Here is a 13,800-nt window from a genome sequence, read left to right on the forward strand (position 1 = left end):
TTAATCCCTATGAGACTATTGCTTCATTTTATGAATCTGACAGGGATTGCATACTAAGGAATGGCTCTATGCGCTCTCGCAGCGTTGGCCATGGACCGCTTTCGATCTGAAATGGCGGCAAAGATTGAAGGAAAGAGCGTCCATATCTCGACTCAACCACACGCGTGTCTAGAACGATCACGACCCCGCGATCCAAGTGGTGGCGAATTAATCGACCCACCCCTTGTTTAAATTGCAGAACAGCTTGTGGAAGAGACAAGGACATAAAAGCGTTTTTTCCTTCTGCCTTCAAAAGCTCTGCCCTTCCTTGATAGACAGGATGATTCGGTGGAGCAAATGGGAGGCGAACAATGACTAAACTGCTTAGCCATTCCCCCTGGATATCGACACCTTCCCAGAAGCTGCTCGTCCCAAGTAGGACACTTCTCTCCATGCTTCGGAACAGACGCACCAGCTTGCTCCGATTGTTGCTATCAATCCCGTGACCGAATAACGTATACGGTTCTGGGGCCTCCGCAAGGCGTTCCTTCATTGCTTGGTAAACAAGTCGAAGCATCGAGTGGGAGGTGAACAGGATCAGCGTCCTTCCTTTTGAAGCCAGTACGACATCCACGCACCCTTGAATGACCGCCTCCAAATACGTATGGTCACTCTCTTTGCCTGGTGCAGGGAAATCGGATGGAATCAACAGTAATCCCTGCTCTTCATAGTGAAACGGCGATGGCAGTGACAAAGTACGCACTCGTTCCTCGGGCAATTGGTCGAGACCAAACTGGCTTTTGATGTAGGAGAAGCTGTCTTTGACCGTCAGAGTGGCTGATGTCAAGATCAGACTCCGCTTCTGCGCGAAAAGCGGTTCTGCCAGTGAGTCCGCAACCTTCAAGAGTGCTGCTGACAAGTGAACCTGCTTGCGAGCTGTACGGGACTCTACTTCCATCCAATATACATACTCGGCATCCTGTTCAAGCAAAAAGAAGTGAAGCAGCTCCACGGCGTTTTGCCAGTCTTTGATAAGACCGAATAAATCTGTCAGTAAACTGCGTACGGCAAAAGGAGGCTTTTCCTCTTGCGGAGTCGTTCGCAATAGCTGCTCGATGTCCGCTGCGTATGCAGTCATCCCTTCAATCAGCTTTTTGGTTACTTTGCGTATTTTCTCGTGTTTGCCTACAAACGATTCGATCCGATAACGTACCGTCTCACGTCCAGCGTCCGCCGTCTCCTCCGCACGATCTGATGCCCATGCATACAAGAGCTGCGTCCATTGCTGCGCTTTCTCACGTAAGGCAGCGGACTGTTTTCTCAGCTCCGGAAGCTTTGTGGCGACATCTTCTTGAACCGCAGGCATCCAGCTTTGCAGCTCTTCTGCGAAGCGGGCAATTGCCCCACTCTCTTCAACTGATGCACGATCTAACAAGAAAAGAAGCTGCGTGGTTGAAAACTGCTTGCCTAAATGCTGCGTCGCGGCATCCTCCAAATGATGGGCCTCGTCGACGATGGCAACTTCATACGGAGGGAGGATTCTGTTTTCCGCTTGCAAGTCGCTGATGAAAAGGGCGTGATTGACGATGAGTACATCGACATCGCGAGCCCGTTCCTTCGCCTGAAAATAGTAACAGCGACTAAACCAGGGACAAGCCCGATTCAAACAAGAGCTCGTATCACTTTTTACCTGTTGCCACAGGAGTTGGCCACTCGGAGGCATGCTCAGCTCTTCCACGTCACCGGTTACGGTTTGCGTGAGCCACGTCAGCATCTGTCCTTTGACCAAGCGCATTTCTTGGCTGCTCCCTTCTACAGGCTCGTCCACGGCTTGTTCAAATTTACGCAAGCACAAGTAGTTTCCTCTGCCTTTTAGCGTCGAAGCTGTAAAGGAAAACGGCAGAGACTCCTGCAAGGTAGCGATTTCCTTATGGAATAGCTGTTCCTGCAATTGAATGGTGTTGGTACTGACCACCAGCTGCTGCTGATTGTGATGAGCCCAAATGATTCCCGGCAAGAGATAGGCTAATGATTTTCCCGTACCTGTCCCTGCCTCTACCAATAAATGGGCACCATCCTCCATTGCCTCATAGACCGCATGCATCATCGCTTCCTGAGCATCCCGGCGTTGATATCCCGACATTTTCGCCTGCATGTGCCCGTTTTCGCCCAAGACATCCTCGAGCTGGTCAGCAAACGCTTTGGTCACTGTCGCATCGACATGGGAACGTTTTAGCGAGGCTGTTAATTTTTCTTCTCGCTTCCGAAGGGCCAGCTGGCGATAAACATCCCACATGTCTGAGGAATCCGTTTTGGTTGGCGTTCCATCCAGCTCTGGCAGCTCTATGAGCTTTTCCATCTCGATCTGACGTAAAAGAACCTCGATATCAGAGCGAAACGAAGAAACGAGCATCTGCAGGCGCTGGATCGTCACGAGAGGCAGTCTCTTTAAAATATCCAGCAAGTGGAGAAACAGTTGCGCCGTTGCGAGTGCATCGCTATCTGCTTGATGGGGATTATCGTGCTCGATTTCCAGCTCAGACGCCAGTTCTCCGAGTCTGTAGCTATTTTGCATCGGCAAAAGAACACGGGATAGCTCCACTGTATCAAGTACGTAGCCGTCAAACGCATAATAGCCCTGGCTCAGCAGGGCTTCTTGTAAAAATTGGAGATCAAAGCTTGCATTATGTGCAACAAAAGCTCGTCCGTCCAATAAACGCAAGAAATCTGGAAACACTTCTTCCAAGGAAGGAGCATCTGCAACCATTTCATTGGTAATCCCTGTTAATTGGGTAATAAATGGGGGAATATCCTGGCCTGGATGAATCAGGGTGGAAAAACTCTCGGTAATCTGCCCATCATCGATTGCGACGGCACCAATCTGAATGATGCTGTCCCCTTGGCGTGGATGGCTTCCCGTCGTCTCAAAATCTACAACTAGTAATCGATTCAAAAGTTGTCACCTCGTAACCTGGGCGGAAACATTCAATCCGCACCCATTCACATTCGGCAACGATGGGAAATATTCCTGCTCTCCTGTACATTTAAGGCTGTACGAGCTCGGTTTGCATTTCTGATTGGCCGAGCTTGCTTGCACACAATTGCAGATAGATGGGGATCTCCCATAACTGTTCTGCGAATGGCAATGCCCGTTGAAAATATTGTTCAGCTAGGCGCCAATTTTCTTCCACAACCGCGATTCTTCCCAGATGAAAATACCCTAACGAACGTACATATGGCTCAGCGTCTTCCAGGAAATACTTTGCCAACCGTTTTGCCTCTTGCGTATCCCCTAGCTTTTCGTATGCGGAAATCATTCCGGATTGGCCGAGGCGATTGTCTCGGTTTTTCTCCAGCATGATCCGAAACGCTTTAATTGCTTCTTCTACCCTTCCGTCAAACAACAACATCCATCCATAACTAAAAAGAAAGTCGTCATTTTCGGGTGCAAGACTGATCGCTTTTTTGACGAGCGTCAATGCGCGCTTCGTACCCGAAATGAGCCACGTATTCCAGGCCAAGCCATGCCACGTCCACCCATCTTTTGGGGAACGCTCCGTCAAAAAGTGATAGCAAATTTGTGCCCGGTGGTAATTGCCCACTGTTTCGTATAAAGAGGCCATTTCCTGAAGAGTATCGCTGTCCAAATCACGTGTCGGCAGTTGCAAGCCTGTCGGCGGGCTCCATTCCACCGTCTGGTCCATCGTATGCAGTAATTTTGCAGCACGCAGCCATAGCATCTGCGCTTCCCAATCGTGCTCGTTTTTTTCTAGATACGGTTCCAATTCGTCCAAAGCTTCCTGTGCATCGCCATCTCTTAAATAGCATAGCGCGAGGTTGTATTGGGCTTCTTCCTGTTCTGGCTTGATCTCGAGAGACGTCTTAAAAGCTTGAGCCGCCTCTAGCCATTGCTCCTCTTCTGCCAGTATGCACCCGATGGCATTAAAGCTGATGGCCACAATGGTAGGTGAGCTTGCTGTCCTCCCGAGAAGACGGAATTCCCGAAAAGCTAATTCTTCATCCTCACACAAAAGGAGACTGTAAGCGTAGTATAGGCGTCCACTTTCCCAGTCTGGCGATTTTTGGACTAATTCTGCAAAACACTTTTTCGCGTCTTGGAACATGCGCAAATGATAAAAGCCTTCCCCTCGACGAAAAATCGGCTCGTATGGATTCGTTTCAACGGCCTTTGGTGATTCTGCACTTACCTTCGACTGATGCGTCTTTTTCTCTTCCGCCGGAAGCTGTCCTTCCATTTCCTTGATACTACGAATCGCATTCGATAATTTTTCTTCGAATTGCAGCCACAGGTCTACGACTGTATCACTTACTTGGCGCAATTGAAACAATTGTTCCGCGAGCTGAAGACGTTCTTGTTCTGAAGCCCCCTGCCACTTCTCTTCAATCGTCTGCGCTTTTTTACGAAGCGTGTGAAACCAGTCCTCGATTTTCACAAGAAAAGCCACCCCCTATGAGGCATGAGTACTTTCATTGTCTCACAAGGCAGGTGGCTCTATGCAGGAACAGACAGATCGCTTACAGAATCGTCGCGTGTACTTCTTCTGCAATCAATTCTTTGATCTGATTTTTTTCATCCATGATGGCGACACGTGGCTTGTATGTTCTTGCCTCTTCATCCGTCATCATCGCATAGGCAATAATAATAACGATATCGCCCTCTTGTACGAGACGTGCAGCTGCTCCGTTCAAGCAAATGACGCCACTGCCTGGAGCACCTTCGATGACGTATGTTTCCAGACGCGCTCCGTTGTTGTTATTTACGATTTGTACTTTTTCATTTGGCAAAATATCCAGTGCATCCAACAAATTTTTGTCAATGGTAATACTGCCAACATAGTTCAAGTTCGCTTCAGTTACCGTTGCGCGATGGATTTTTGCTTTCATCATGGTGCGGAACACTAAGAATTCCTCCCTTATCTCTACTTAATTGATGTAATTGTATTGTCGATCAGACGTGTTTTGCCAAAACGAACAGCTAGCGCGATGAGGATCGTCTGACCTGCCGTTTCCTGCTCGACTGGTGTAAGTTCTGGATAGCTCAAAATTTCCACATAATCAATATCAGCCAGCGGCTTCTCGGAAATCATTTGCGTGATTCGATCCTTGATCGCAGTAAGAGCCAAGCCCTCACCCAGCCATTCTTCTGCTTGCTTCAGGCTTTGTGATAGCACGAGTGCTTGTGCTCGCTCATCCGCTGACAAGTATACATTCCGAGAGCTCATGGCAAGACCATCCGCTTCGCGGACAATCGGGCATGGAACGATTTGTACTGGCATCGACAAGTCGTGGACCATTTGCGTCACAACAGCTACCTGTTGGGCATCCTTTTGTCCAAAAAAGGCGTAATCGGGCTGGACAATTTGAAACAATTTATTGACGACAGTCGATACGCCATCAAAATGACCCGGACGAGAAGCTCCACACAATGGAGTCGTCACATTTGCCACTGAAATATTGGTCAGCATCGGTTTCGGATACATCTCGCTGACTTCCGGGATAAACAGGAGGTCCACTCCCGCTTCTTCCGCCATTTTGCTATCCCGTTCAATATCACGCGGATAACGTTCAAAGTCTTCATTCGGTCCGAATTGCAGCGGGTTTACGAAAATGCTCATCACAACCAAATCGCATACTTCACGGGCAGCTTTCACCAAGCTGAGATGTCCTTCATGCAAAAACCCCATGGTCGGTACCATTCCGATCGTTTTGCCTTGCCGATGTGCTTCTTTTATATGAACGCGCATCTCTGCGATTGTGGAGACTTGCTGCATCATGGTTTGCATCATGACTGCTTCACTCCTTCCCCGTACAATTCCTTGATGGTTTCTTCAGAGGCATGGAAGACATGCTCTGGCCCTGGGAAGCTTCTTGCTTCCACTTCTTTGTTATAAGTCTCCACTGCTTCACGGATTGTTTCACCGATGTTTGCGTAACGCTTCACGAATTTCGGTGTGATATCCGATGCGTATCCGACCATATCATGGAACACCAGCACTTGCCCATCACAAGTCGCACCCGCTCCGATTCCGATCACAGCGATGTCCAGCTTGTCTGCAATCATGCCTGCGACCTCTTCGGGAACACATTCCAGCACAATGGCGAATGCACCAGCTTCTTGAATCGCAAGGGCCTCGTCCAACAATTTTTTGGCTGCCCCCAGATCTCTTCCTTGTACTTTGTAACCGCCTAATTGATGTACCGATTGCGGAGTAAGTCCAATATGTCCAACGACAGGGATGCCTGCTTGTACACAGCGTGTAATGATTGGAGCAAGTTCACGGCCCCCTTCCATTTTGACCGCCTTGGCTAGCCCTTCTTGCATTAGTCTGCCCGCGTTTTTCACTGCTTCCTCAACTGTTCCGTGATAGCTGAGAAAAGGCAGGTCCGTCACGACAAATGCACGCTTAGCCCCTCTCGTCACTGCTTTCGTATGGTGTATCATGTCCTCCATCGTTACAGGGATGGTGGAGTCATAGCCAAGTACGACCATTCCCAATGAATCACCGACCAGAATCATATCAGCGCCAGCTTCATCCACTAATTTGGCTGACGGATAGTCATAGGCGGTCACCATGGTAATCGGATTTCGCGTTTCTTTTTTCTTGCGGATACTCGAAGTCGTAATAGGTCTGTCGTTTTGTGCCATTTTTCATTGCTCCTCTTTCGCATCAAGCCCGTGGATCGTGTGAGGAATAAAAAAACCTTCTCGCGTCAATCGGGAGAAGGTTGTCCATGTCAAAAAGACATTTTGCGTTAGCGGATTCCTTCTGTCTCGGTCCACACAGGCTCTGAGCAGATTTTTGTCCTTGCACGTATTAATTTAAGATTACACGATAGATACAAAAATACTCCGGGAGTACCGTTCACGAGGTGATACAGCCTCCAAAATGGAGTATAGCAAATGATTTAATCATTTGCACGATAATTGACATCAGCCGAATAAACTTTGTGAATCTGTCCCGTCTGATCCTCGACCTTGAGTATGCCTTCCTCATCCAAACCAACGGCACGACCCTCAAGCTGTTGTGAAATCGTCTGGAGGGTCACCCATTTGCCAATCGTGTACGAATGATTCTCCCACTCTTGTTTTACACGCTCAAAGCCAGCCTGCAAATAATGGTCGTACTCTTCTTCAAAAATTCGGCAGAGTCGCTGGATAAGCGAAACACGCTTAAGTGGCTCGCCAGATTCAATTCGAAGCGAAGTCACAATCTGTGCCAGTTCAGATGGGAAATCAGACTCAATACTGTTGGCATTGAGCCCTATTCCGATTACTAAATAATTGACCCGATCAGATTCAGCATTGAGTTCTGTCAAAATCCCACATACTTTTTTGTCACCGATAAAAATATCGTTCGGCCATTTGATTTTGACAGGCAACCCAGTCTCTTCTCGGATCGTTTTCGCTACAGCAACCGCCGTTAGCAACGTCATCTGAGGTGTCTTCGGTAACGGAATCGAAGGTCGGATGATCAAGCTCATCCATATCCCCGTTCCTTTCGGAGAATGCCATGGGCGGCCGAGTCTACCTTTCCCACCTGTTTGCAGCTCTGCCAGCACAAGCGTACCTTCTACTGCCCCTTTTGCCGCAGCCTCGTGTGCGAGTGGCTGTGTAGATACCACCTCATCGTAAGCGATGACATTTTGACCGATCCGATTCGTTTCCAGTCCAGCCATGATTTCTGCTGCTGACAAGCGATCAGGGGCAACCAGCAAGCGATACCCCGATTTTCGCACCGCCTCCACCTCGTAACCATCTCGGCGCAGCTCTTCGATATGTTTCCAAACCGCCGTCCTAGAGCAACCGCATGTTTGGCTTAGTTCTTCACCAGAGATGAAACTGCCTGGCTGATCACGGAATGCTTGAAGGATGACTTGCTTAATGTTCATCTTGTGCAACCTCTTTCTTTGCAACTTCGACGAGTGCTTCTGGTGTATTTGGTAAACCGTGCAGAGCCGTTTTCCTAAGCAACGATTCCAAGACGCGAACAATCCACTCGCCTGGCTTTTTTTGAACGGCTACTTGCAGGTCAAATCCCGTGATTGCCAAATCCTTGATGGTTTTGACAGGCATGTTTTCGTATTGATCGTGGAGTGCTTGCATCGAAAACGCTTGCCTCTCCTTCCACCAACACGCGTGCAATAAAAGGAAGAACTCGTTGCACGTGTCCCAACCGACTTCAAGCAACAGTGGCCCCCACTCAATCGCATGAGGGACATCCCATTGCGGCTGTAATCGCGTCAGAAGTTCAACCAAGCAACAAATTGCTTCTGTTTCGCGTTTGGACATTTTGAGGAATTGGCATACTTCACGCGATTGCACAGGTGAATAATTCGCAGCAAACAGTAGCAACGACCATTTTTGCGTCACGGTTTGCAGATGATGCAGCCGCCAGACATGCTCATTCGAGAGGTCAAACAGTTTTTCTACCTCAGGGGCATAAGCCATGAGCCTCGTTTCATTCAACAACTGACAACCTACCTCTGGTGCTCTGCTGTCGAGCGTTTTATTCAGCTCTTCCCTTATGCGCTCCACAGCAATATGAGCTAACAAAGGCGCAGTCTGTTTCATAGCAAGCATGGTCTGGTCTTCTATAGAAAAACCTAACTGGGAAGCAAAGCGCACTCCTCGTAAAAGCCGAAGGGCATCCTCCTGAAATCTCTCTAGCGGAATGCCTACAGCCCGAACCAGCTGATGCTCCATATCCTCACGTCCACCGAACGGGTCGTGCAATACTTGATGGCGATCCATCGCCATTGCGTTCATCGTAAAATCTCGTCGCTCCAGATCGAGCCGAAGTTCTGAAACGAACTGAACCTCAGCGGGTCGACGGTAATCTTCATATTTTCCTTCCGTCCGAAACGTGGTTACTTCGAACATCTGCCCCTCGACTTTTACAGACACAGTACCGTGTTTCAGACCAGTCGGGACATGATCGGGAAACAATCGGATGACGTCGCCGGGATGGGCATTCGTACATATATCTATATCATGAACAGGTCGTTGTAAAAGCCAATCTCGGACGCAACCACCCACATAGTAAGCTTCGAAGCCGTGTTCCTCCAATCTGTCGAGAACACGCTTTGCCAATTCTATCGCCAATCCAATTCCCCCCTTTCTGGTTTGCTCCGCCTGATCTACACAAGGAGGCGTTTTCATGAGAGTTTTGTATGGATTGTTCATTTTAATATCCAAGGTACATCAACTAGCCAAAAGCTCGATCTTACGTTCAAAAGCTTAGCTTTTCTTCGGATTTGCTTGCCAGCAAGTTGGCGTAAAGTGCTTCATACTGAGAGGCAATCGTTTCGTGACAAAACGTTTTGCAGGATCGCTCGATGCTATTCGCGGAGAATTCGCGATATAGCTCTTCGTTTTGCAAGAGACGAATCGTTTCTTTCGCCATGCCTTCCACGTCCCCAATTGGGCGCAAGAAGCCGTTCACACCATCCAGGACGACCTCGGGCAAGCCTCCTGCCACTGTAGCGACAACAGGCACACCGCAAGCCATTGCTTCCAATGCGACGAGTCCGAAGCTTTCCTTTTCTGATGGAAGCAACATGATGTCTGCCATCGACAATACCTCGGCGACGTCTTCTTGCTTGCCGAGGAAGCAAACATCGTCGTTCAGACCGAGCTCAGCGATCATCTTACGGACCAGACCCATTTCGGGACCTTCACCAATGAGGATCAGTCTGGAAGGCATTTCTTCACGTACTCGCGAGAATATTTCAATCACATCCGGCACTCGTTTGACCGGACGGAAATTAGAAATGTGCATAAGAATTTTTTCACCATTCGGTGCAAATACCTTTTTCAGCTTCGTAACCTCTTTTGGGTAATAACGCCGCTTGTCTACGAAGTTGTACACAGGGACAATTTCTTTTTCAGTATGCAGCAGTTCTTTCGTTTGCCTGATCAAATCATTGGACACCGCTGTTACCAAATCGCTTCGCTCAATACCGAAGCGGATCATATCACTCAAATTCGAGTCATAACCCAGAACAGTAATATCAGTCCCGTGCAAGGTGGTCACAATTTTCAAATGATCCCCTACCATTTGCTTGGCGAGAAACGCACACAACGCATGTGGCACAGCATAATGCACATGTAATAAGTCCAGGTTTTCATTTTTCGCCACTTGCGCCATTCGGTTCGCCAAGGTCAAATCATAGGGTGGGTATTTAAAAACATCGTAGTTGTTCACTTCTACTTCATGATAAAAAATGTTCGGGTGAAACGCACCTAAGCGAAATGGCATTCCACCTGTAATGAAATGGACTTGATGCCCTCGCTCGGCTAATAGCTTACCCAGCTCTGTGGCTACTACCCCCGATCCGCCCAATGACGGATAACAAGTAATCCCGATCTTCATACAGTGTCACTCCTTCTCACAAGCTCTTTAATACATACGGAGCTGCACTGACAAATCCTTCTGCGTAGGCAACACCAGCCTGCTGACCAAACAGTCGCTCTCGATACTCGACAGACTCCAGATACCCGTTTGTAAGCGGTGTTTGAACGCTTCCTTCTTCTAGCTCAAACTGACTGCGGTAGCAACGCAGCGCCTCCATTTTTTGCGGATAAACAGCCGTGATATCCACGACAACCTGAGGCGTGACAGTAGAATTAATAAAATAGTAAAGGAATTGCGAAGGTCGATAGGCAGGCAAAGAAGGCTCCGGCAAATACTTGCGGATGCCTGCATTAAACACCGCCTCACGAACGATCCGACTAACGCTTTCGTGATCTGGATGACGATCCGCGTAATAAGGCGCAAGCACAATGGCTGGACGAGTTTTGCGAATGAGCTTTACTACACGTTCAATCGCACTTTCCCTGACTGCTTCCAAACCACGATCAGGCAGGCCAAAATTATAGCGAGCAGCCACTCCCATCACTTGGTCAGCTGTAGCCGCTTCTTGCTGCCTTCTTTCAACGGTTCCATTCGAAGACAATTCGGCATAGGTCAGGTCGAGAATCCCCACGCGCTTCCCCTGTTTAGCTGCCAAGATCAGACTGCCTGCCGCACCGATCTCAACATCGTCAGGATGAGCGCCGATTGCCAAAATATCGAGTGAACTCATGCTTCATTCTCCTCATGCACCACTTCGCGCCAATCCAGTTGTCCCAGCTCCAAAGCCTTCAGCATGATTTCTGCCGAACCGAGATTGGTGGCAAACGGTATCTTGTGCACATCACACAATCGAAGCAGTGCGATAATATCAGGTTCATGTGGTTGAGAGGTAAGCGGATCACGCAAAAAGATAATCAAATCCATCTCATTGCGGGCGACCATCGCACCGATTTGTTGATCGCCTCCTAATGGCCCTGACAGAAATCGGGTTAGGGAAAGCGACGTAGCTTCCATGATTCGCGACCCAGTTGTTCCTGTGGCATACAGGTCATGTTTTGCCAAAATGGATTCATAGGCCATCGCTAGTTGCTCAATCTGTTCTTTCATTCGATCATGGGCAATCAATGCAATTTTCAAGAAAACCTCTCCCTTTATGGCTGGGTATCGTGTGTATGTTAATCAATCGTTTAATCAATCAGATGTTCCAATCCGTAAATCAATCCGTTCATATTCATTACGGCTTTAATCGCCATATTTACCCCTGGCATAAATGATTCCCGGTTAATCGAATCATGGCGAATGGACAGCGTTTGGCCTGTTGCACCAAACAAAACCTCCTGATGAGCAACCATACCTGGCAGACGAACACTGTGAATCCGGAAGCCTTCGTAATCTGCTCCGCGAGCGCCTGGAATCGTTTCTACCTCTTCAGGATGCCCTTGCTTGAGCCCTTCCCGAACGGCTGCAATCATCTCTGCGGTCTTCAAAGCAGTTCCGCTCGGCGCATCCAACTTGCGGTCATGATGCAGCTCGATAATTTCTACATGCGGCATATATTTTGCTGCCATTGCGGAAAACTTCATACATAGAATCGCGCCGATTGCAAAGTTCGGGGCAATGATGGCACCCAGTCCTGCTTCTTTATAGCGCTCAGTCATCTCTTGCAGCTGCTCAGTTGTCAGCCCCGTTGTTCCGACGACTGGTCTCACACCACGAGCCAGACAAAGCTCCATATGACGATATACCGTATGTGGTGTCGTAAAGTCTACCAGAACATCCGGCTTCATTTCGTCCAGTTGTTGATTGATTTCCGCTTCGCTCACGCGCGTATCCAGATTGCCTGTAAAAACGAGTGCGGTATCCTGCGCCAGCATTTTCACTACTTCTTGCCCCATCCGACCATTTGCGCCTGCAACTGCTATACGAATTTGTTTAGTCATGCTGCTCGTTCTCCTCTATTTTCGTCCAGCGATCTTTATCGCGAGTATTAAACTTGTGCATAATACGATCAAAGGCTTCCTGCAAATCGATTCCGAGTGAGTTTGCGAAACAAATCACGATGAAGAGTACGTCACCCAGCTCTTCCTCTACTGTTTTTTCGCCTTCGTCCTTTTTCTTCGGTTTTTCTCCATAAAAATGGTTAATCTCTCTGGCTAATTCCCCTACTTCTTCTGTCATTCTAGCCAGCATCGAAAGCGGAGAAAAATATCCTTCTTTAAACTGCGATATGTATTGATCAACTTCTTGCTGCATCTCTTGCATAGTCTTTTGCCGTTCCATCCGCCCACTCCTTTTTCGCATACTTCTCTCTTTCACCTATCGTACTAAAAAAGGCTTCGTTTGCCAAATCACAATACTTCGTCTTTCCAGCATATGGACAATCAAACGAGCGTTCATTTATAATGGCTTTCGGATAGCCCTCAGGTAACACAAGTATTACCTGCACATCACGTCCGGGGGGAAGCCTGTTTCCTGATCCGGCGAACAGGAGGATATATGAAAATTCGTCTCGACAGTATCATTGCCATTATTATCGGTTCTGCCATTATGGGATTTGGTATTAACGCGTTCAACATTCCCAACCATCTAGCTGAGGGCGGTATTACTGGTATCAGTATTTTGATCAAGCTGTTAGTTCCTGCTGTGGATCAGGGAATCGTCTTCTTTGTCCTGAACATCCCGTTATTTTTCTTGGGCTGGAAAATTCTTGGACGAACTTCTTTTTTCTACACGATTTTGGGAACGGTTTCTCTCTCAGTCTTTTTATCCTTATTTGATGGTGTGCTTCCGTTGCCGATGAAAGATCGCTTGCTCGCTTCCTTGTATGCCGGGGTAGCTGTTGGTGTCGGTTTAGGAATTATTTTCCGTTACGGTGGGACAACCGGCGGTGTGGACATCATTGCCAGACTGCTTCAGAAATACATGGGTATCAGTATGGGAAGGACGTTGTTTTTCGGAGACATCTTGGTCATTGGGGCGTCCCTCGTCTATTTGAATCTGGAAAGCGCTATGTATACCCTCGTCGTCGTCTTTATCGCAGCACGTGTCATTGACTTTTTCCAAGATGGCGCTTATGCAGGAAAAGCATTGACGATCATTTCCAACGAAGCAGATAACATCGCCAAGCAAATTCTCGATGTAGGTCGTGGTGTGACACTCTTAGCGGGTAAAGGTGCCTACTCTGGCGATGAAAAGAAAGTCATTTATGTCGTTGTCAGCCGAAACGAAGTCATGCGTTTTAAAACCATTGTGCAAGAAATTGATCCGCATGCTTTTGTCATCGTCAACGATGTGCATGAAGTTCTCGGAGAAGGCTTCACCCTTGATGAAAACAAGAAACCGCTTCACGACTAGCACGAAGCAGCACAGCAAAAACCCTTGCCTTTTCGTTGGTCAAGACCCCGTTTAGTGGACATTAAGAAAAACACCTAGGCTGTAAGCTGGC

13 protein-coding genes are annotated in these 13,800 nt (G+C 48.1%); 1 reads left to right on the forward strand and 12 read right to left on the reverse strand.

All coding sequences use genetic code 11. The annotated features are described in order from the left end of the window. Positions 1-28: 28 nt before the first annotated feature. The 12 genes from dinG to PMI05_RS15270 all read right to left on the reverse strand — a co-directional run bounded on the left by dinG (position 29) and on the right by PMI05_RS15270 (position 12,635). Positions 29-2,932, reverse strand: a complete 2,904-nt coding sequence (gene dinG / locus PMI05_RS15215) for an ATP-dependent DNA helicase DinG (RefSeq protein ID WP_007723143.1) — start codon at positions 2,930-2,932, stop codon at positions 29-31. A 91-nt stretch (positions 2,933-3,023) separates the two neighbouring features. Further along, on the reverse strand, positions 3,024-4,433 hold the full coding sequence (locus PMI05_RS15220) for a tetratricopeptide repeat protein (RefSeq protein WP_007723144.1): 1,410 nt from the start codon (positions 4,431-4,433) through the stop codon (positions 3,024-3,026). An 82-nt stretch (positions 4,434-4,515) separates the two neighbouring features. Beyond that, positions 4,516-4,899, reverse strand: a complete 384-nt coding sequence (gene panD / locus PMI05_RS15225) for an aspartate 1-decarboxylase (RefSeq protein ID WP_007723146.1) — start codon at positions 4,897-4,899, stop codon at positions 4,516-4,518. Between the two features lie 20 nt (positions 4,900-4,919). After that, on the reverse strand, positions 4,920-5,786 hold the full coding sequence (gene panC, locus PMI05_RS15230; RefSeq protein WP_007723149.1) for a pantoate--beta-alanine ligase: 867 nt from the start codon (positions 5,784-5,786) through the stop codon (positions 4,920-4,922). Further along, positions 5,783-6,646: a 3-methyl-2-oxobutanoate hydroxymethyltransferase gene (gene panB, locus PMI05_RS15235; protein ID WP_007723150.1), complete on the reverse strand. Its 864-nt coding sequence runs from the start codon at positions 6,644-6,646 to the stop codon at positions 5,783-5,785. The genes panC and panB overlap by 4 nt, the downstream gene beginning before the upstream one ends. Positions 6,647-6,906: 260 nt before the next feature. Next, a complete protein-coding gene (locus PMI05_RS15240) occupies positions 6,907-7,890 on the reverse strand; it encodes a biotin--[acetyl-CoA-carboxylase] ligase (protein WP_007723152.1) in 984 nt (327 codons plus the stop codon). Further along, entirely contained in the window at positions 7,880-9,103 is a 1,224-nt protein-coding gene (locus PMI05_RS15245; RefSeq protein WP_039960846.1) for a CCA tRNA nucleotidyltransferase, read from the reverse strand. The genes PMI05_RS15240 and PMI05_RS15245 overlap by 11 nt, the downstream gene beginning before the upstream one ends. Before the next feature lie 127 nt (positions 9,104-9,230). Beyond that, positions 9,231-10,373, reverse strand: a complete 1,143-nt coding sequence (gene bshA / locus PMI05_RS15250) for an N-acetyl-alpha-D-glucosaminyl L-malate synthase BshA (RefSeq protein ID WP_007723157.1) — start codon at positions 10,371-10,373, stop codon at positions 9,231-9,233. A gap of 16 nt (positions 10,374-10,389) precedes the next feature. Continuing rightward, positions 10,390-11,085 (reverse strand): bacillithiol biosynthesis deacetylase BshB1, encoded by a 696-nt coding sequence (bshB1, locus tag PMI05_RS15255; RefSeq protein WP_007723158.1) that lies wholly within the window; start codon positions 11,083-11,085, stop codon positions 10,390-10,392. Then, positions 11,082-11,492, reverse strand: a complete 411-nt coding sequence (locus PMI05_RS15260) for a methylglyoxal synthase (protein WP_007723159.1) — start codon at positions 11,490-11,492, stop codon at positions 11,082-11,084. Before PMI05_RS15260 ends, bshB1 begins: the two co-directional genes overlap by 4 nt. A gap of 50 nt (positions 11,493-11,542) precedes the next feature. Further along, complete coding sequence (gene dapB / locus PMI05_RS15265; RefSeq protein WP_007723160.1) at positions 11,543-12,295, reverse strand: 4-hydroxy-tetrahydrodipicolinate reductase; 753 nt, start codon at positions 12,293-12,295, stop codon at positions 11,543-11,545. After that, complete coding sequence (locus PMI05_RS15270) at positions 12,288-12,635, reverse strand: nucleotide pyrophosphohydrolase (RefSeq protein ID WP_007723161.1); 348 nt, start codon at positions 12,633-12,635, stop codon at positions 12,288-12,290. The genes dapB and PMI05_RS15270 overlap by 8 nt, the downstream gene beginning before the upstream one ends. A gap of 216 nt (positions 12,636-12,851) precedes the next feature. Here PMI05_RS15270 and PMI05_RS15275 point away from each other — a divergent pair, with 216 nt between their 5' ends. Then, positions 12,852-13,709, forward strand: coding sequence for a YitT family protein (locus tag PMI05_RS15275; protein ID WP_007723163.1), 858 nt, complete (start codon positions 12,852-12,854; stop codon positions 13,707-13,709). The last annotated feature ends 91 nt before the right edge of the window (positions 13,710-13,800 follow it).

The organism is Brevibacillus sp. BC25 (assembly GCF_000282075.1).
Classification (GTDB): Bacteria; Bacillota; Bacilli; order Brevibacillales; family Brevibacillaceae; genus Brevibacillus.

What these genes read in the sequence shown, in the direction of transcription:
- PMI05_RS15275 (WP_007723163.1), top strand. Translation starts at nt 12,852, where the DNA reads ATGAAAATTCGTCTCGACAGTATCATTGCCATTATTATCGGTTCTGCC.
- PMI05_RS15240 (WP_007723152.1), bottom strand. Translation starts at nt 7,890, where the DNA reads ATGAACATTAAGCAAGTCATCCTTCAAGCATTCCGTGATCAGCCAGGC.
- PMI05_RS15270 (WP_007723161.1), bottom strand. Translation starts at nt 12,635, where the DNA reads ATGGAACGGCAAAAGACTATGCAAGAGATGCAGCAAGAAGTTGATCAA.
- panB (WP_007723150.1), bottom strand. Translation starts at nt 6,646, where the DNA reads ATGGCACAAAACGACAGACCTATTACGACTTCGAGTATCCGCAAGAAA.
- bshB1 (WP_007723158.1), bottom strand. Translation starts at nt 11,085, where the DNA reads ATGAGTTCACTCGATATTTTGGCAATCGGCGCTCATCCTGACGATGTT.
- bshA (WP_007723157.1), bottom strand. Translation starts at nt 10,373, where the DNA reads ATGAAGATCGGGATTACTTGTTATCCGTCATTGGGCGGATCGGGGGTA.
- panC (WP_007723149.1), bottom strand. Translation starts at nt 5,786, where the DNA reads ATGATGCAAACCATGATGCAGCAAGTCTCCACAATCGCAGAGATGCGC.
- dapB (WP_007723160.1), bottom strand. Translation starts at nt 12,295, where the DNA reads ATGACTAAACAAATTCGTATAGCAGTTGCAGGCGCAAATGGTCGGATG.